The 18,254-nt window shown below is 40.2% G+C and carries 17 protein-coding genes; 8 read left to right on the forward strand and 9 right to left on the reverse strand.

The window, feature by feature from the left end; translation table 11 throughout:
• Nucleotides 1-331: 331 nt before the first annotated feature.
• The 3 genes from MMO38_RS08685 to rlmJ are packed head-to-tail and all read right to left on the reverse strand — an operon-like array spanning nt 332 to nt 3,139.
• Nucleotides 332-1,393 (reverse strand): DUF6670 family protein, encoded by a 1,062-nt coding sequence (locus tag MMO38_RS08685; RefSeq protein WP_241323265.1) that lies wholly within the window; start codon nt 1,391-1,393, stop codon nt 332-334.
• Nucleotides 1,394-1,409: 16 nt separating this feature from the next.
• Nucleotides 1,410-2,243, reverse strand: coding sequence for a CDP-diacylglycerol--serine O-phosphatidyltransferase (gene pssA, locus MMO38_RS08690; RefSeq protein WP_004668642.1), 834 nt, complete (start codon nt 2,241-2,243; stop codon nt 1,410-1,412).
• A gap of 38 nt (nt 2,244-2,281) precedes the next feature.
• Nucleotides 2,282-3,139 (reverse strand): 23S rRNA (adenine(2030)-N(6))-methyltransferase RlmJ, encoded by an 858-nt coding sequence (gene rlmJ, locus MMO38_RS08695; RefSeq protein ID WP_241323266.1) that lies wholly within the window; start codon nt 3,137-3,139, stop codon nt 2,282-2,284.
• Between the two features lie 118 nt (nt 3,140-3,257).
• Between rlmJ and MMO38_RS08700 the strand changes: the two genes are divergently transcribed.
• Both MMO38_RS08700 and MMO38_RS08705 read left to right on the forward strand, forming a co-directional pair.
• A complete protein-coding gene (locus tag MMO38_RS08700; protein ID WP_004668640.1) occupies nt 3,258-3,866 on the forward strand; it encodes a 2OG-Fe(II) oxygenase in 609 nt (202 codons plus the stop codon).
• A 114-nt stretch (nt 3,867-3,980) separates the two neighbouring features.
• A complete protein-coding gene (locus MMO38_RS08705; RefSeq protein WP_241323267.1) occupies nt 3,981-4,508 on the forward strand; it encodes a hypothetical protein in 528 nt (175 codons plus the stop codon).
• A gap of 337 nt (nt 4,509-4,845) precedes the next feature.
• Here the strand turns inward: MMO38_RS08705 and MMO38_RS08710 are convergent, their stop codons facing one another.
• The 4 genes from MMO38_RS08710 to MMO38_RS08725 all read right to left on the reverse strand — a co-directional run bounded on the left by MMO38_RS08710 (nt 4,846) and on the right by MMO38_RS08725 (nt 9,078).
• Nucleotides 4,846-5,088, reverse strand: a complete 243-nt coding sequence (locus MMO38_RS08710; protein WP_005195028.1) for a DUF2789 family protein — start codon at nt 5,086-5,088, stop codon at nt 4,846-4,848.
• Nucleotides 5,089-5,250: 162 nt separating this feature from the next.
• On the reverse strand, nt 5,251-6,237 hold the full coding sequence (locus MMO38_RS08715; RefSeq protein ID WP_004668635.1) for a malate dehydrogenase: 987 nt from the start codon (nt 6,235-6,237) through the stop codon (nt 5,251-5,253).
• Nucleotides 6,238-6,403: 166 nt separating this feature from the next.
• Nucleotides 6,404-7,072 carry a ribonuclease I gene (locus MMO38_RS08720; protein ID WP_241323268.1) on the reverse strand — a complete coding sequence of 223 codons (669 nt, stop codon included), beginning with the start codon at nt 7,070-7,072 and terminating at the stop codon, nt 6,404-6,406.
• A gap of 47 nt (nt 7,073-7,119) precedes the next feature.
• Complete coding sequence (locus MMO38_RS08725) at nt 7,120-9,078, reverse strand: lytic transglycosylase domain-containing protein (RefSeq protein ID WP_241323269.1); 1,959 nt, start codon at nt 9,076-9,078, stop codon at nt 7,120-7,122.
• Nucleotides 9,079-9,326: 248 nt separating this feature from the next.
• Here MMO38_RS08725 and miaB point away from each other — a divergent pair, with 248 nt between their 5' ends.
• The 4 genes from miaB (at nt 9,327) to MMO38_RS08745 (ending at nt 12,745) form a co-directional block, all read left to right on the forward strand.
• Complete coding sequence (gene miaB, locus MMO38_RS08730) at nt 9,327-10,778, forward strand: tRNA (N6-isopentenyl adenosine(37)-C2)-methylthiotransferase MiaB (RefSeq protein ID WP_004668629.1); 1,452 nt, start codon at nt 9,327-9,329, stop codon at nt 10,776-10,778.
• Nucleotides 10,779-10,816: 38 nt separating this feature from the next.
• Nucleotides 10,817-11,899, forward strand: a complete 1,083-nt coding sequence (locus MMO38_RS08735; protein ID WP_241323270.1) for a PhoH family protein — start codon at nt 10,817-10,819, stop codon at nt 11,897-11,899.
• Between the two features lie 61 nt (nt 11,900-11,960).
• Nucleotides 11,961-12,446 carry an rRNA maturation RNase YbeY gene (ybeY, locus tag MMO38_RS08740; RefSeq protein ID WP_130161995.1) on the forward strand — a complete coding sequence of 162 codons (486 nt, stop codon included), beginning with the start codon at nt 11,961-11,963 and terminating at the stop codon, nt 12,444-12,446.
• Between the two features lie 11 nt (nt 12,447-12,457).
• Nucleotides 12,458-12,745 (forward strand): antibiotic biosynthesis monooxygenase, encoded by a 288-nt coding sequence (locus tag MMO38_RS08745; protein ID WP_241323271.1) that lies wholly within the window; start codon nt 12,458-12,460, stop codon nt 12,743-12,745.
• A gap of 86 nt (nt 12,746-12,831) precedes the next feature.
• Here MMO38_RS08745 and MMO38_RS08750 read toward each other — a convergent pair whose 3' ends face one another.
• Complete coding sequence (locus tag MMO38_RS08750) at nt 12,832-15,003, reverse strand: TonB-dependent siderophore receptor (RefSeq protein ID WP_241323272.1); 2,172 nt, start codon at nt 15,001-15,003, stop codon at nt 12,832-12,834.
• 271 nt (nt 15,004-15,274) lie between these two features.
• A complete protein-coding gene (locus MMO38_RS08755) occupies nt 15,275-16,159 on the reverse strand; it encodes an energy transducer TonB (protein WP_241323350.1) in 885 nt (294 codons plus the stop codon).
• Nucleotides 16,160-16,656: 497 nt separating this feature from the next.
• Here MMO38_RS08755 and MMO38_RS08760 point away from each other — a divergent pair, with 497 nt between their 5' ends.
• Both MMO38_RS08760 and MMO38_RS08765 read left to right on the forward strand, forming a co-directional pair.
• Nucleotides 16,657-17,340, forward strand: coding sequence for a hypothetical protein (locus MMO38_RS08760; protein WP_004668618.1), 684 nt, complete (start codon nt 16,657-16,659; stop codon nt 17,338-17,340).
• A gap of 195 nt (nt 17,341-17,535) precedes the next feature.
• Complete coding sequence (locus MMO38_RS08765; RefSeq protein WP_241323273.1) at nt 17,536-18,249, forward strand: DUF3108 domain-containing protein; 714 nt, start codon at nt 17,536-17,538, stop codon at nt 18,247-18,249.
• Nucleotides 18,250-18,254 lie beyond the last annotated feature (5 nt).

Consider the following 18,254-nt stretch of genomic DNA (forward strand, 5'->3'; position numbering starts at 1 on the left):
CTTCGAGTAATTTCTACCATCTAATCAATGAAAATAATTTCGATCGATTAACCAGTAAAAATCCACACAAGTTGTTCTTCTTCAATTCTTAATGATCTTCTCGATGATTCGTCACCATCAAGCTAGGTCGGCTATATTACTCTTAATCTCTTAAAAGTCAACAGGCAATTTAGATATTTTTAAAACTTATTCTCAAACACAAGATTTAAATCTTTCAATCCAAACCCTTGTTTCTCAACCAGTTTTTATCTGCATCACCGCCGATGGATGTGCATTCTACAGCATTTCTAACTCCACACAACCCTTTTTTTTAACTTATTGTGACGAGTGTCTATTTCTTGCACAAATAAGGCTGAAAATGTGGGATTTGATCTAATATTTGCTCTGTTTTACTCTTTTCTTGCCAATGCAAAGGACGGCAATCAATATATTCACAATACCCCGTGCCTTCGTATGATTCATTTTTCCAAATTAACTGATAGTGAAAACTTCCCACATAACCTGCGGCTAAACCAAATTTATAATCGCCTCGACTTTGTGCTTTCAGGTGAAAAGTAACTTGATTATTTTCCTGACATTGCCAAATAAACTCTCGCGCCAAATACATATCACGCCCATTTGGTGTTTGGATTTTAGGATAAACCCGTGTTACATCAAAAATAACGTGCTGATCATAAAGTATGGTCTGTTGTTGGTCGTGCTGGATTTCAATTCTTGAAAAAATGATGTTATTCCATTGATTCCTTAACTCAGACAGTATGATTTGAAGATCTGAACGAATTTGAATAATTTGATAAGTAAAAAAATGAAAGGCGATAAATGGCAAATAAACTGCTCTGGCATGCTTCAGAATACCTTGTGCTTCTATTTGATATTTTTGTTCTTTATAGGTAATTTCACCTTCACACTGGCACCTTGCATACCAATAGTCAGCGACACCCCATTGCAAAGCCGAATGATTTTCGATTTCAGTGTAGGTATTTACTTTTAACTGACAACTTAATTCTTCATCAAATCGTTTAAAATAATAATTGGGTGATTCGACTTGGATATCGTCAATATCAAGAAATTGATAGCGATCAATTTCAAATTGGCATTGCTCTTTGGCACTATAACTTTTGAGATGTCCAACTGTTGCTACACTGCTGCTCACTAATACCGTTGCCGTATCAATCGCTGTTGTGGTGATCGCACTGGCGTTATAGCAAATCGGAATACGTGGCTGACCAATTAAACTAATGAAATTCAGATAATGAAAAGGTGCAGGCAGATTCGGCAGAATCAACGCCTGATAAACGATTTTAAATAAACCTTTGGGCGGATAGAAAGTTAAAGCATCTGACTTATTGAGGTTCAGTTGCTTTAATTGATTGTTACTCATCAACATTGGCATACTGAACCTCCCGATTTTAAGTTGTTATTTTTGAGTCATTCTTTTTCGCAAATAAAGTCGTTACAAACCCTGAGAGCACATATAGGATACATACAATCAAGATACCTACTGGAATGTTGTACGTGATCGCAGCAAAAATCAAGACTACAGGCAACATCACGACAAATGGTACGCGTTTACGATCCATTTGTTTAAATGAGTAATACTTGATATTTGAAATCATCAACAACCCAATCCCTACCATAACGACAGAGTTAATAACTTGAATCACAATATCTTTTAAATCAAAAATAAATGGATAATCACGTCCGACCCAAACCAGTGAAATCACAGTGACCGCAGCAAGTGGGCTAGCGATACCAATAAAGTAACGTTTATCCACCACACCAATTTGCACATTGAAACGTGCCAAGCGGAATGCCGCACATGCGGTATAGATAAAGCAACACGCTAAACCAATACGTCCTAAATCATGTAAGCTCCAGCTATACATTAAGATTGCAGGTGCAACCCCAAAAGCCAGCAGATCAGATAATGAATCATATTGTTCGCCGAAGGCACTCTGTGCACCAATCGCACGCGCCACTCGACCATCTAACCCATCAAGCAATGCAGCGAGGAAAATCGCATAGATCGCTTGATTAAAGTTTCCATTCATACTCGCAATGATTGAGTAAAAACCAGATAGAAGCGCCGCTGTTGTAATTAGGTTTGGCCATAGGTAAATACCACGACGTTTTACTTTTTGCCCTTCGTGCGTATGCTCTTCTTCTTCCACTTCAAATGTAATGCGATCAAAAGAACGCCCATCTTTATTTGAATCAGAATCAGGTTTAGGAGAATTTGTCATTATTTTCAATTCCTCGACAATATTTTGACGTCGGCGGGTTACTCACCCACCAACCAACGTACTGCAGCATGACCACCATTTTCACTCATACGCAAATGTGGAAATAACCATTGTAAAGCCTGATCAGCGTCTTCTGAGAATTTCCACGGCGGGTTAATCACCAGTAAGCCACAACCATTTAATCCCACTGGCGTATCATCAGGCCATACACAAATTTCGCAGACCAATTGACGACGGATCCCAGTTTTAAACATTTTCTTTTCAAAACGGTCGATCATGGCACGATCTTTAATTGGATACCAAACCGCAAATACACCTGTTGGCCACTTGCTATGCGCGACTTGTAAAAGTTCAACCAATTGCGGAAAGTCTTTACGCTCTAATTCGTATGGTGGATCGATCATCACCAATCCACGCTTTTCTTTAGGGGGAATAACCCCAAATAAGCCTTCATAAGCATCACGCTCATGTAAGCCCATGCGTTTATCATGAATATGATGACGTAACTCGGCAAATACATCGCGCTGCATTTCAAATACAGTCGCTTTATCAATATCTCGCATTGCCTGTAAAGCAAACCAAGGTGAACCCGGGTAACTCCCCTTACCTTCCTGCTCGCGTATCTTGCCAACTAATTTTAAAAACTCCTGAATAGACTCAGGTGCTTGGCGCTTTTCCATCTCGCTTAATTGCACTAAACGATGAATTCCTGTGAGGAACTCGCCTGATTTTTGTGATGGTGCAAGTGATAAATTATATTTACCCGCCCCACCATGGGTGTCGATATACCGATATGGTTTATCTTTAGCATTTAAACGAGTAAGCAGTTGAAGCAAAAGTACATGCTTCATAACATCGGCAAAGTTACCTGCATGGAAATGGTGACGGTAATTCATGTTGACAATTATTCCTCAATTCAAAGGATAGTTTATCATGAAAATAAAGGCTATTCTTTAACGTTGATGTGATCATCTAAAATTGTGCTGTAATCAAATGAATGTTAACTGGAACTGTATGCAATTCACCTCGCTTCCTACATCTTGGAATATTGATCAAATTTTAGATGATTTAAATACGTCTGGATTTGCTTTGGTGGACGATGTATACCCACATGAATATGTGCGAGATCTGGTTCAAGAATGTAGTTCAAATTTGGAAGCATTTCGAGCAGCAGGTATACAAAATGGTGTCGTCAGCCATATTCGAAGTGATCACATTTTGTGGATTGATGATCAACTCCCAATTGCTGAAAAGCATATCAACACTTTAGAAAACTTATCGCAGGCATTGAATCAAGCATTCTATTTGGGGATTAAAGAAGTCGAAGCTCATTTTGCTTGTTATAACGCAGGTGAGTTTTACGCATTGCATCGCGACAATCCTCAACAAAAGAATGATCGTATGATTTCAACCGTTTTTTACTTACACGAAAGCTGGCAAGAAGATTGGGGTGGTCAGTTACGACTCCAAGATAAAAATGATCAGTGGCACATCATCCAACCTGTATCAAACCGCCTTGTCATCTTCCAAAGTGATTTATTACATGAAGTGTTGCGGTCAAAGCAACAGCGCTTATCCATTACAGCGTGGCTACGGAGTAGTAATTCGATTTGGAATGGATAGCCCCGCTGAAATACACACGTAAAGTAAGGTTGTGAAGTTTATGGTATATCAACCTTTAAATTGCGACAAATAGCCTTATATATCTAAGCATAACTGACGATTTTGGATCAATGAATGACGAATGAAACCAAAGATGTAATTGCTCGTATTGGTGAAACAGATCAACTCTATCTATCGAGTGACACACCAGAGCTGGCTTTAGAGCGTGCTGACTTGCGCTTGCAATTGGTCATGCTGAGCCATATTCGTCAGGAACAAGTGCATTTTTTACAAGAAGCCATTGTCCTGCTTGAACAGGCACGTATTGCAAATGATGAAATGTCCCTGAGCTTGTATTTGAATTTGTCTTTATATTTAGCCAAAGCATATATGATGTACTTTGAACTGACCAAAGAGCAGCGCTTTGCTTTAATTACCCAGCAAATTTTAAAACCTTTGGCACATAACCATCATGTGGATATTTATTTCTTTTTGGCCTATGCCTCAACCGCTAAAAAAGAAAATGCTTTAACTCAACACTGGTTGAAAAAATATGTGTCATGTATCGACTATGATTTAGCGTTATTACAAGAACATTCAGCATTTAAGTTAATCCGTCAGGAAGACTGGTTTAAAGCTCTCATACGAAATAAAGCTCACTAGGGTCTGTTGACATTTCACCTTACGAGCTACAGCTCTCATTGCGACAGTGGACATTTTTTAGATGGTACAAGGCATGTTTTGCGAAATTTAGTCATTCTAAATGATGAGAAACACTGTTTCGCAAGATAACGCAGTATGAGGAACAACGTTCCGCAAGTAAAATGTCCCTGTCCCATAGGGTTATGGCTAAAACTTCCCCAAACTTCGTTATGAAACTTGACAAGGGGATCGCCATTGCCTGCGCTTCATGCCTTGTTTGAGTCGTTTTTGCCTATAACGCAATGCATGGCTGAAATGTCAACAGACCCTAATCATGTGAGCTTTGTTTTTTGATTTTTTAATGTGTACTATCAAGGTGTAGTTGTTGATTCAGTTCATCAATCACGATCGCCCACTCATCATCTTTATCAATATGACTTTTTAAGAAATCTCTTTGTCCTGCACTCCAAAACTCAGCTTCATGCAGTCTTTGTCCAGCACTGAGTTGATGCGTTTGGACAAAACGTTCAATTGCGGCTTCATCAGCGCCAAGTCCTAGCTGTTCAAACAATAATTCTAATGTCGGTTGTTGCTCAAACATTTTTCTTCTCCTTTAATCTTCTATATCCAATTTAACAACAAACAAGAAGTCGTTGCAGAAAAGACATTTATTTTCTTGTTGCTTTTTGTGTTTATCATTTTTAACGCATAAAAAAACGCCTTCAAATGAAGGCGTTCTCAAACTTATCTAAAAATAGATAAATTATTTTAACATGTCAGCAATTGCCGCACGTTCATCTTCAAGTTCTTGAAGTGTGATGTTCATACGCTCACGGCTGAATTCATCAATTTCAAGACCTTCAACACGTGTGTATTCGCCATTTTCACAAGTTACTGGCACACCGTACATTACGCCTTCTGGAATACCATAAGAACCGTCAGATGGGATACCCATAGTTACCCATTTGCCGTTTGTACCCAACGCCCAGTCACGCATATGATCGATTGCAGCATTAGCAGCTGAAGCAGCTGAAGACAAACCACGTGCTTCGATGATCGCAGCACCACGTTTACCAACTGTTGGAAGGAATGTATCTTTATTCCATTCTGCATCGTTGATTTTGTCTTTTAAGCTTTCGCCATTTGCAGTTGCAAAACGGTAGTCGGCATACATTGTTGGAGAGTGGTTACCCCAAACTGTTAATTTTTCAATATCAGAAACTGCAACACCCGCTTTTTGAGCAATTTGAGTCAACGCACGGTTGTGGTCAAGACGTAGCATTGCTGTAAAGTTTTTCGCTGGAAGATCTGGAGCAGATTTCATTGCGATATAAGCATTGGTGTTTGCAGGGTTACCCACAACCAATACTTTAACATCACGGCTCGCAACTTCGTTTAGTGCTTGACCTTGACCAATGAAGATTTCACCGTTGACTTTTAACAAGTCAGCACGTTCCATACCTGGACCACGTGGACGAGAACCAACTAACAAAGCATAGTCTGCATCTTTGAATGCAACTTTAGGATCATCAGTCCCGATCATGCCTGCCAATAATGGGAAAGCACAGTCATCAAGTTCCATCATCACGCCTTTAAGCGCTTGTTGAGCTTTCTCAAAAGGAACTTCAAGCAATTGTAAAATTACAGGTTGATCTTTACCTAGCATTTCACCGCTTGCAATACGGAATAATAAGCTATAACCAATTTGACCTGCAGCGCCTGTAACGGCAACACGAACGGGTTGCTTCATGTGATATTCTCCAATGAGGTGCGTTAGCACGATTGAGTTCAGTTGTGACTCAATCGAATTATCATAAACGGCAAAGATTGTACTCTAAAGCAGCATCTTATGCATGTAAAAGAGAATGATTTCAACAAAAGTCTGATAGAAAATACAAATCAAGCCAGTCAAAAAGTTAATAACTGCCTTTAATCGTAAATTCATTTGGGCATCCTGTCACAACATGGCTAGCACATTGTTTATATTGCCCATTTTTCTGATAACAGACGCGTATTTCCGTTAAAATCGAATCTGATTTTGAGGATTGACAGCTAAAGCGAATACCATTCGCTGGTAAGGATGGATTTAATTTGGTGAATTGCTGTCTAAGACTTTCTTTCTGAACCGCAATTGTATTTGGACTGGTTAGATCTGCTGGAACTTTTAAGCGCTCTGCAAAGTTAATAATCGTCCTAAAATATTGACTGGCATTCATCGGAACGCAGCCCCCTACACTCTGCCAAAGCTGTACACGTTCATTTTCGTTTGGCATCACACGTGCAACCACGGTTGCTTGCAGCGGTGAAAACTGAGCAGATGATTTCGTTTCACAATTACGATTTACAGGAACTTCTGGAAGTAGACTTGAAATTGTAAGCGAATACCCCTCTAGACATTTACGTTGTTTTTGTTTTGAAGAATCTAAGGCACAAACAGCAGGCGTCATTTGCACATGCAAGATATAGCCAGCAATATTCGGGCGATCTGCTGCATACAATGGCGTGCCAAATGACAAGATGATGCAACAGAGCAATGCCTGCCCCAATTTTGTCAACCGCCTTTCAAGTAAATCTATCGATTTCATCAAATGCCAAAACTTCATGATTTCAAATTAAACATCCAATTGTATTTTTAAGGGGTATTGCGTACAGGAATCGCCCCCATCCTTTTTTCTAGGGATTGAGGACCCTGTCCAAGCACCACACCATAATGTGTTGCATTGGTCATGACATGTTTAACGTAGTCACGTGTCTCCAATAATGGAATGCTTTCTGTGTATTGATCCGCAGCAATGGTTTGACCATCAGGTTGCCAACGTCGCGCACGATTCGGACCTGCGTTATAACCTGCTGTTGCCAGCACTGCATTCCCACTCAGTTGCCCTTGAATCATAGAAAGATAATAGGTGCCGTAACGAATGTTGGTATTCATTTCACTTAATGCTGCGGGGTTATAGGTTTCACCCATTTGACGCGCAATTAACTTCGCTGTATTTGGCATGATTTGCATTAAGCCACCTGCGCCAACATGCGAGCGAGCTGAAGTGACAAAACGACTTTCTTGACGCATCAGACCATAAGCCCAAGCAGGATCAACGCCAGCATTGTAGCTATGACTGCTCACATTACTACGATGCGGGGTAGTATAACGATAGGTATCATTATGTTTCGATGTGGTTCGATCAGCCGCATAAATCGCTCGATCATACCAACCCATATCATGTGCGCGTTTTGCCGCTGCCAATAATAGGCCATCATCTTGTTGCAAATAGGCTTGTCGAACAGCCCAATTCCATTCTCTATTGGTATACGTTGCAGGTGCATTGACATCTCTTAATGTAAATGCTCGCTTAAAATGAATATTTTGGTTGAGTCGTTGAATATCTTGTGAACTTGGTTGTTCATCGTATGGCTTATGATTATACCGTTCGCCTAAACGATCTTTGGCAAGTAAATTATGATAGTCATCACCAGCTTGAGCCAGTCTACGATAAATCTGCTGGGCTGCTTGTTTAGATGCTGCATCTGAACGTTGCTCAGACGCTCGAGCCAGCCAATATTGCCAACGATCTTCTTGCTTCTGGGTTACCGACATCGCATCAATCGCACGAATCAGACTTTCCCATGAACCAAATCGAATCGACTGACGCGCATAAATTTCCGCTTCTTCAGGACTAAATGGATAACCATAACTTTGATCGAAAGCATTCAGCACGCTACGATTAAAACCATTTTTCATGACCGTAGTACCGCCGACATAGCCCACTGTACGATACAAATACTGTTGTACTGCAGGTGGCGTGTCTTGAACAGCACGTGGAAGATTGGCCAATGCATTGGTTAGGTCATTATCCGCAAGCCGCCCGATAGCGAAAATGAGATAAGCATAATCAGCATCATTGCTTTTGGTCGCACTCCATAAATACTCTAATGGATTGGCTTGAATCTGATTGAACTGTGCTAAAGATAAACTCAATCCAAGTGCTTGTGCAGTTGCGATAGCTGGCCCTGACTGCCCTGCACGTAACTGTCCCCACAATCTTTGCTGACGATCTTGTGCGGTCATTAATGGACTAGAAAGCATCATTCGACCTAAACCATTGCATGATTCAGGTTGAGAATTTGTGGTCAACCAAATGTCTTTATATTCAGCAAAAACTAAACTGTCTCCAGTTCTCGCTCTGACTTGCGCGATGGCACAGCTTTCTGCTTGGTCAGGATTGGTCACATAACTTAATACGGGTTTAGCTTCAGCAAAACTCGCAAGTTTAACTTTTTCCTCAACATAATCTGCTGCCAACTTTTCTGCCATCGCAGATTGCGGATAGCGTTGAGCAAAACTAATAACGGCAGATGCAGGCTGAAAACCAAGATTGGTATTTAATTTCCAGTATTCTGGATAATAGCCCAATACATCATTTTGCATTTGCTCTTGAAATTGATCGAGCATCGCAATGTTACTGGCATTGGCGGCACGTAAAGCATCATTAAACTGTGCATCTAAAGCATAGACGGATGAACACGCTAGCAAGCCACCCATTGCGATAAAACGGCGGAAGTTGTTCTTGTTGTTCACTTTATTACTTTCCATCGTTATAAAATCACCTTGCTTTTTCATCGTCATCAATCAATATGCCCAATTCACCCAACGGTGATAGTGTAATAAGTCTAGCTTTCCTCTATTGTTGTGTTATGTAACTTACTGATTCATATTCATTAACGCTTATACAATTTTCATCACAAACTGTCTTTTTTTGTCAGTTTTTTATTCTCTCCGCACATACAAAAATACTGCTATAATCCGCGCTTTGTTCAAACTCACCTTGTTCAGGAGCCTGCATGACGGTTCAAACATTCATTCCAAGTGCTTTAAAAGCTGCCTCAGAAAACACTGTTACCCAGCCAATGCACACCACTGATGTTTCAATTAAAAAACTTTATATTGAAACGCAAGGGTGTCAGATGAATGAGTATGACAGTCACCGTATGGCAGATTTACTCGGCGATTCACACGGTTATGTACTGACCACTGATCCCAAAGAAGCTGACATTTTACTGATGAACACTTGTTCTATTCGTGAAAAAGCTCAAGAAAAGGTTTTTAGCGGATTGGGACGTTGGCGCAAACTCAAAGAACAGAATCCAGATCTCGTGATTGGTGTTGGTGGCTGTGTTGCATCGCAAGAAGGCGACAACATTCAGAAACGCGCACCTTATGTCGATATGGTCTTTGGTCCACAGACCCTCCATCGGTTACCGCAAATGCTTGATCAGCATCAGGCCCAAATCGAAAAACCGAAAAAAGATAAAATTAAACTGGTTGATATTTCTTTCCCAGATATTGAAAAGTTCGACTTTCTACCAGAACCACGCGTGGAAGGCTTTAAAGCTTTCGTGTCGATCATGGAAGGTTGTTCTAAATACTGTTCATTTTGTGTCGTTCCTTATACTCGTGGTGAAGAAGTTTCTCGCCCACTGGATGATGTCTTGGCGGAAATTGCAGGACTCGCAGAAAAAGGTGTACGTGAGATCAGCTTGCTTGGTCAAAATGTCAATGGTTATCGTGGTGAAACATTTGAGGGTGATATCTGTACGTTCCCAGAACTACTTCGCCTAGTGGCTGAAATCCCTGGAATTGGACGTTTGCGTTATACCACCTCTCACCCACTTGAATTTTCTGATGAACTGATTCAATGCTACCGCGACTTACCACAAATGGTGTCGCATTTGCATTTACCTGTACAAAGCGGTTCAAACGATGTACTCCAAGCCATGAAACGTAATCACACCATTGATGTGTATATTGATAAAATCGCCAAACTCCGTAAAGTCCGTCCAGATATGCACTTATCCAGTGACTTTATTATTGGTTTCCCAGGTGAAACTGATGCGCACTTTGCTGAAACCTTACAGTTTATTAAAGACTTAGATTTTGACCACTCTTATAGTTTTGTGTATTCAAAACGTCCGGGCACACCTGCTTCTGACCTCGCTGATGACACACCTGATCAAGTGAAAAAAGATCGTTTAGCACAAGTGCAGCAAGTGATTAAAAAATCGAGCATAGATAAAACCGATGCCATGCTGGGTAAAATCGAACGTGTGCTGATTGAAAAAGTATCTGATAAAGATCCAAATGTATTAATGGGAACAGCTGACAATACTCGTTTGGTTGCCTTTATCGGTGATGCAACTTGGGTTGGACGTTTCGCAGAAATTGAGATTACTGAAATTAAAACTTTAAATTTAGTTTATGGTGAACTCTTGAATCTTGAACCTGACGTGGCGTAATGTAGAGGCATTCTCATAAGTCAATAAGAGGGTTTCTCTTGACTGCAGCGATTCGACGTACAGTAACGTTCCCTGAGATTTCAATGGAACGCTTAAAAAGCATGCTCGGTGCGTATAACGGGCATTTAAAACAAATCGAACAACGTTTAGATGTCAAAATTACTCACCGAGGCGATGCTTTCTACCTCGACGGTGAGATTGAAACGGTCGAACGAGCCGAAGCATTATTGCAACGGCTCTATGCGGAGTCTGAAACATCACAACAAGTCAGTGCTGATTTACTCCATCTTATGATCCAATCCTCCCAAACCGACCGAGACTTCGAATTGGTCGGTGAAGGAGTAGATCAAGATGAGACCCCCTTAGATGTCTATTTCCAGACCCGTAAAGGCCGAATTAATCCTCGCGGCACAAACCAAAAACGCTATGTGCAACGTATCCTACAAAGTGATATTTCGTTCGGTATTGGTCCAGCAGGTACAGGTAAAACTTACCTAGCTGTTGCTGCTGCCGTCGATATGCTTGAACGTAATGAAATCCAACGTATCTTATTGGTTCGTCCTGCTGTCGAAGCAGGTGAGAAACTTGGTTTTTTACCCGGTGATTTAACCCAAAAAATTGATCCATATTTACGCCCACTTTATGACGCTTTATATGAAATGCTTGGCTTCGAGAAAGTCGCCAAACTGATCGAGCGTCAAGTGATTGAGGTTGCCCCGCTTGCTTATATGCGTGGTCGTACCTTAAATCACTCTTTTGTGATTTTAGATGAAGCGCAAAACACCACGCCTGAACAAATGAAGATGTTCCTCACTCGTTTAGGCTTTGGTTCTCGTGCTGTAATTACGGGTGATGTCACGCAAGTCGATTTGCCGCGTGGTCAGCAATCTGGTTTAGCACAAGCTTTGCGTGTCCTAGAAAATGTACATGAAATCCATATCACACGTTTCCACTCTCGTGATGTGGTTCGTCATCAATTGGTACAAAAGATTGTTGAAGCTTACGAAGGCTGGGACAGTGAGCAACAGCGTTTATCCGCTGAAGCCCGTGCCGAACGTAAAGCCAAACAAGAAGCGCTGATTGCAGAGAATGACTCCGCAGCAGATGCACAACACATTTAAGAAAAACCTCACCCCTGCTTTATAACAGTGGGGGTGAGGACGATTAATTAAGGATCTATTTTTGAAAATCAATCTAAGTCTTCAACAAGACTTTCAAACGGCTGAACTCCCCCTAAAACGTGGTCAAATCAAAAAACAGCTCGAAACAGCATTACGTCATGTTGGTTTCGAGGTTGACTGCGAAATAGGCATTGCTTGTGTTGATATTGCTGAAAGCCATGAGCTGAATTTGCAATATCGTGAAAAAGACAAACCGACCAATGTACTGTCTTTTCCAAGTGATATCCCAGAAGAAATGCTTAACCTACTGGATGCAGAGCCTCTGGGTGATTTGGTTATTTGTATTCCTGTGGTTTTACAAGAAGCCACTGAGCAACAAAAAACACCGAACCAACATTTCACTCACCTACTTGTTCATGGTGTTTTACATTTATTGGGTTACGATCACGAAACCAATGAAACAGATGCTGAAGAAATGGAAGCTTTGGAAATCGCGATTCTTAAAAAGCTCGGGGTTGCAAACCCATACCAAGCCGATGAGATCTGAGTAAAGTATCTATGTATATCGTCATTTTTAAAGCCACGATTAAACAACTTGATGCAACTTATTCAGAAATGGCGCAAAAGCTAAGAAATAAAGCTTTAACGGAATTTAACTGTGTAAAGTTTGAAGCATGTAGTGAAAATGGCTTTGAAATTGCGCTTTCATACTGGAATTGCTTGGAAGATATAAAGCTCTGGCAACAAGATGCAGAACATCAAGTTGCTCAGCATCTAGGTAAAGCAAAGTGGTATCAAAGCTTTAGTGTTGAGATCTGCAAAGTAGAACGCTCATACTCAGCTTAAAATGGATTGTGGATAATGAATAACTTATCCACATACACAATAAAAAACGGCTTTCATTAAGCCGTTTTTTTTATTTCATCCGATATTTAGAACTGATAACGTAGCGTTAAGGTTGCATTACGTGGCGCGCCATGAGTGATTTGCCCATACGCTGGAAATACACCGTAATAATCTTTATCAAATACATTATTGATATTTAATTGGGCTGAGAAGTCTTTATTGATTTTATATTTAGCCATTAAATTAACTAAAGCATATGAGCCTTGCACTATCTTAGGATCTGCACCAGCAGGGAGATTCTTTGCAACAAGATAAGTATCACTCTGCCAATTAATACCACCACCAATACTTAACGCATCCCATTTATTTGGAAGTTGGTAAGTGGTATAGGTTTGAATCAATTTACGCGGTAATTCCGTGTTGATATCGTCTCCTTTTGCATCGGAAGCCTCATACTGACTATATCCTGCTGTTAGATTCCAATTCGGTGTGATCTGACCACTAATCTCAAGCTCAAAACCTTTGCTTTCAGCACCTTTTGCAGCACGGTAATATGTTTCTAAAACCTTTGTTTCACCTATCTTTCGCTCTATCTGCCCCGCAGCCTGTGCCAAATTATCCTGTTTAATATTAAAAATCGCCACAGTCCCATTTAACCGATGATCAAACCATGATGATTTCAAACCAATTTCAGTACTATTACCTTTAATCGGATCAAGGTAGTTATCACTAAAATCTTTTTGACTTTGTGGTTGAAAGATACTGGTATAGCTGGCATAAGCTGAATAGTTTGGATTGATATCATAAATTATTCCGGCATAAGGAATAAACTCATGATCGTGCTTAATACTGCTATTTTTTAAAGTCAGCTTTTTCTCATAATCTGTAACACGCCCCCCCACAATGAGTTTAAGTGGATCAAGTAAAGATAATTGTGCTGCAGCAAAAACTGCATTTTGCTTTACTGTGTATTTTTCTGAAGGTGCCCAATCCCCCCATATTGGCTCAACCAGAGACGTATTCCAACGATATATACTTTCTATAGGTTGTGTCATAGTGCCTGTGCGACCAAGTGCGGTAAAATCTTGATTTGAATATTGATAGCCTGCGACAACCTTATGATCTCGACCAAATAAATCAAATCGACCATCAATCTGCAATGCAAGATTGTCTTGATCAACATTTACATCGTAGGAACCCGCAAAACCAGATAAACCCAAGCCTGTTTGCCGATTCGGATAACCTGAGACATAAAACAGTTTAGAATCGGCTTCTCGTTTACCATGCGCATAAGAAAGCTTTACATTCCAGTTGTCATTAATTTGTTGCGTAAGGTCCGCAAACCAATTTGTATATTTAACCTGCCAACGCGTCCAATCTTGACTTGTTGTCGTTTTTTTCGATAGGTTTGTACGTGTGCCATCACTAAAATAAACAGGTAAGCCGCCCCACATTGGTCCACGCGGGTCATCTTCTTGATAACTTACTCCGACGGATAGCAAAGTAGAATCTGTTAAATCAGCTTCGCCTGTAAGTAATAAGCTTAAACGTTCTTTACTTAACAGATCAGTAAAACTATCCCCTTCCTCATATTTTGCAACTGCTCGCCCACGCAATGTTCCAGAATCATTTAAACTATTTGCAATATCGCCCATGACACTATAATTGTTCCAACTGCCACCACTCACTTCAATATTGGCAGCAGGAACTTTACTCGTTGCACGTTTACGTACCATATTAATTGCAGCTGATGGATTCCCCGTACCAGTCGTTAAACCGGTTGCACCACGGACAACATCAATATGATCATAAGCCGCTGTACTAGCGAAAATCTCACCCGAAGACCAAGGCAAGCTATACGTTGTCGGAATACCATCAATAATATAATTATCTACAACGAAGCCACGAGAATATATCCCACCACGATTGGTCTCATAACGATTTACAGTCAGACCTGTAACATTTTCAGCTACATCAACCAGTGTAGTTAAGCCTTGATCTTGCATACGTTGCTGAGTGATGACAGATACTGATTGAGGAATTTCTTTTAACTTCAAATTCAAAGGTAGTGCTGTCGATGCTGTTTCAGCTGTATAAGATGCAGAAGCTTTATCACCCTCTGCTTTTACTATAATTGTTGGCAACTGAGCACTTTCATTATTTGATTCAGCAAAAGCCAGTGAAGGTAATAACACTGTCGCCATTGCTAGTGCAAGTGGGTGCGCTTTAAAAATGCTTAACGCCGAATATTGATGCATGAAAATATGTCCTTATTAAAGGTATAGAGCACTTGGAGAGATGCATCACCTTCCCCCGAAACTTTAAAGAAGGATGCATTTACGCCCTAAAGGAAATGAACAGAAAATATCATGCAAATGATAATCGTTTTTATTATCAATTCAAGGGTCATCTATCAAAAGTGACTCTTTGTTTTTTTAAGTTTTGGAACGAAATAAAGAATCTATAAGACACAACCTACTTTTTTTAATTAATTTTTTTCATTAGGATTCCTATCAAAAGCACATTTAATTAATGCACTTCAAACTCGGCATCTACGGGATCAAAACGCCATGTACGAATGATACGTAATTCTGAAATCTCTTTCATACCCGCATCAAAAGCACCAAATGGTGCTCCACGACGAACCGAAGCGCGCGCAGCTTCATCCAAAATCGAGTGTCCAGAACTCTCAATTAAACGAATGGCACGAATACCACCCTGCGCATTTAAAATCACCATTAAGCGAACTTCACCCGCTAAACGCTGTTGCTTCGCTGCATCTGGATAATAGCGATTGCCATACAATTCTACCTTTTGGCGGAACTTATCCAAATATGCCGCTGATGCATCTTGTTTGGCCTGAATACCATCAATGGTTTTAATGCGTTGTTTACGGCTGAAATTTTGTTGTCGTTGTAAATATTGCGCTTCTAAGCTTGCCACCATCGCTGCTTTTGCTTGGAACTGACTTTGCAATTCTTCTAAAGCTTTTTTACGCTCACTTTGCTCTGCTTGTTTCTGCCAACTGAGCACTGTCATAAGCACTTTTTCTTCAAATTTTAGCTCTCGCTTTTGTTGTATAGTTTCAAGGCTCTCCAGTTCGTTTTCACCTGCTGTTGCATCAGTTTGCATCGGTGATGGCATATCACTCGACATACGATGGGCTTTGTGAAAGTCACCTGAACCGGTTTGATCAGCTTGCGCTAAAAAATCTGCATCTTTGACTTTTTCTTGACTTAAGCGAACCGAAACCGCGATTTCTTTGGTCGAAGTATCCGATGGAGATGGCATCGCAAACTGAGTCACCAGCACACCGCCATGTAACAGCATCGCTAAAGCAACAGCCCCAACGAAAATTGGGTCTTGCCACCAATGATGAGACAACTCAGTACGAAAATTTATTTTATTCCACATGGTATTTAAGCGACAAAAAGTCGCATCCCCAACGGCACTCACCGTATAAAAACCAAACCAATATTCAAAAGTTAAGAAAAATGTGATCCACTTATGGTTGCAGTGTTTCCATACCTTCATTTTATGAAAATGTAGCAATTAATTTTGCTACACTGCAAGCTACAAATTTAATTTTATTTTTAGGTAGGGTCTGTTGACATCTCACAGATGCTTGCGACAGCGGACATTTTTTGGACGATACAAGGCATGACTTATGAAATTTAGCATTTCTAAATGCGTAAGTCATAACGTAGTAGCGGCAAAAAATGTCCCTGTCCCGAAGGGTTATCGCTAAAACTGCCTCAAACCTCGTTATGAAACTTGACAAGGGGATCACCATTGCCTACGTTTCATGCCTTGTTTGTGTTGTTTTAGCCTATAACGCAATGTATGGCTGAAATGTGAACAGACCCTAAAAAAGATGGCGAATAAACCATTCACTTTCTGGAACAACTTTTATGCAAACGCTACTCTCATCCGTCGTTAAACGTCTACGTAAAGTTTACCAAAAAGCCGAAGAATTCATCGAAGAAGAAAGAGAATTTCCACTTTCACAAGTATTTGTGAATGCAACCATGGAGCGTTACGTCACAGAAAATGTAGAGATCATGCAAGACCTACATGCAGATCTGTATGATGGTTGGCTACGTTTATACACTACATTGGATGTTAAAGGTTTACACACCACACTTTCTGTAGACTTAAAACTGATTCAGATGGAAATGAATCAACATGTACAATTAATGGTGTTTGAGCAAATTAGTAATACCCAAGTCATCGAAGCAAAATTTAAAAATATCTTCCAAAAATGGGGCTTCTATATTGCCATTTGGTACTATCAAAAATTCAAAGAAGAAGATCCTCTAGGCAAGATTTTAGCGCATTTTGAAATTGTGACCGTCAAAGATGATTTGCTATATCTTGATTTAAATCGCTGGTTTGGTAAAAAACCAAGCATTATCGAAACACTCAGTAAAGTTCACGTCAATCGTGCTCGGGTTCGCCCAGCAGAACTCATTGTATGGGGCAATGTCAATCTTGCTGCAATGTTATATCCATCGGATGATGATCGCTTTGATGATGAGGATATAGAAGACACCACGGTGACGCCCATCCTGCAAAAAAACTTAAAGAAAAAATAAGATTCACTCGAAATCAGGCAAGTAACCTCTAGGTTCTTGCCGCCAATAAAACATATAACACCATGATCTATACGAAAATTAACAAGTGCTGAGTAAAAAGCCTGATTTTTTCTTCACAATCTACAGGCATAATAATTATAAATCCTCCTGATAAGCGAGTGATGCATGATGTATTTATTCAAAGGACATCGTATTATGACAAAGAAATTATCGAAAGTTCTTGGTATCACCACCGTAAGCTCCGCTGCAATCTTGTGTGCAAGCTTATCGAGCCATGCTTTGGCAATGACACCCTTCCAAGCAAGCTATCAATTTAGCTACAACAATAAAAACCTAGGTTCAGCTACTCGTACCTTGTCTCAACAAGGCAACAACTGGACTTATCAATTTACAGCGAAAGCGGGTGGCATTGCTTCAGCGTCTGAAACCAGTCAGTTTGGTTTTGTAGACAATAAAATTATTTCTCAGAAATTTAGCCGCAGTAGCAAAATTTTAATCCACAACAATACAATGAGTATTAACTTCAACCCCAGCAGCAAAGTCATCAATACCAAAAAAGATGATAAATCTCGCTCATTTGCATGGCAAGCAGGCGCATTAGATGAACTCAATGCTGAACTGCAAATCCGTGAAGATTTGAAAAATAATACCCTCAGAACCAAATACCAAATCGCCGATGCAAAAGCATTGGATGATCGTCGCTTTGTAAGACAAGGAACCGAAACGATCAAGACCAATTACGGTACCTTTAATACGATTAAAGTCGTGATGCAACACGACAAGCCTGAACGCAATACCGTATTTTGGTTAGCACCACAACTTGACTATCTTCCAGTAAAAATGGCGCACAATGATGGCAAATCATCTTATGGGCTATTATTAACGGGCTATTCAGGTAAATCCAATTAATCGCT

This window comes from Acinetobacter sp. NIPH 1852 (assembly GCF_022549455.1).
Classification (GTDB): domain Bacteria; phylum Pseudomonadota; class Gammaproteobacteria; order Pseudomonadales; family Moraxellaceae; genus Acinetobacter.

What these genes read in the sequence shown, in the direction of transcription:
- MMO38_RS08765 (WP_241323273.1), top strand. Translation starts at nt 17,536, where the DNA reads ATGACAAAGAAATTATCGAAAGTTCTTGGTATCACCACCGTAAGCTCC.
- MMO38_RS08710 (WP_005195028.1), bottom strand. Translation starts at nt 5,088, where the DNA reads ATGTTTGAGCAACAACCGACATTAGAATTATTGTTTGAACAGCTAGGA.
- MMO38_RS08745 (WP_241323271.1), top strand. Translation starts at nt 12,458, where the DNA reads ATGTATATCGTCATTTTTAAAGCCACGATTAAACAACTTGATGCAACT.
- MMO38_RS08705 (WP_241323267.1), top strand. Translation starts at nt 3,981, where the DNA reads ATGACGAATGAAACCAAAGATGTAATTGCTCGTATTGGTGAAACAGAT.
- MMO38_RS08700 (WP_004668640.1), top strand. Translation starts at nt 3,258, where the DNA reads ATGCAATTCACCTCGCTTCCTACATCTTGGAATATTGATCAAATTTTA.
- MMO38_RS08720 (WP_241323268.1), bottom strand. Translation starts at nt 7,072, where the DNA reads ATGAAATCGATAGATTTACTTGAAAGGCGGTTGACAAAATTGGGGCAG.
- MMO38_RS08685 (WP_241323265.1), bottom strand. Translation starts at nt 1,393, where the DNA reads ATGCCAATGTTGATGAGTAACAATCAATTAAAGCAACTGAACCTCAAT.
- MMO38_RS08750 (WP_241323272.1), bottom strand. Translation starts at nt 15,003, where the DNA reads ATGCATCAATATTCGGCGTTAAGCATTTTTAAAGCGCACCCACTTGCA.
- MMO38_RS08725 (WP_241323269.1), bottom strand. Translation starts at nt 9,078, where the DNA reads ATGGAAAGTAATAAAGTGAACAACAAGAACAACTTCCGCCGTTTTATC.
- MMO38_RS08755 (WP_241323350.1), bottom strand. Translation starts at nt 16,159, where the DNA reads ATGTGGAATAAAATAAATTTTCGTACTGAGTTGTCTCATCATTGGTGG.
- MMO38_RS08760 (WP_004668618.1), top strand. Translation starts at nt 16,657, where the DNA reads ATGCAAACGCTACTCTCATCCGTCGTTAAACGTCTACGTAAAGTTTAC.
- MMO38_RS08715 (WP_004668635.1), bottom strand. Translation starts at nt 6,237, where the DNA reads ATGAAGCAACCCGTTCGTGTTGCCGTTACAGGCGCTGCAGGTCAAATT.
- miaB (WP_004668629.1), top strand. Translation starts at nt 9,327, where the DNA reads ATGACGGTTCAAACATTCATTCCAAGTGCTTTAAAAGCTGCCTCAGAA.
- rlmJ (WP_241323266.1), bottom strand. Translation starts at nt 3,139, where the DNA reads ATGAATTACCGTCACCATTTCCATGCAGGTAACTTTGCCGATGTTATG.
- pssA (WP_004668642.1), bottom strand. Translation starts at nt 2,243, where the DNA reads ATGACAAATTCTCCTAAACCTGATTCTGATTCAAATAAAGATGGGCGT.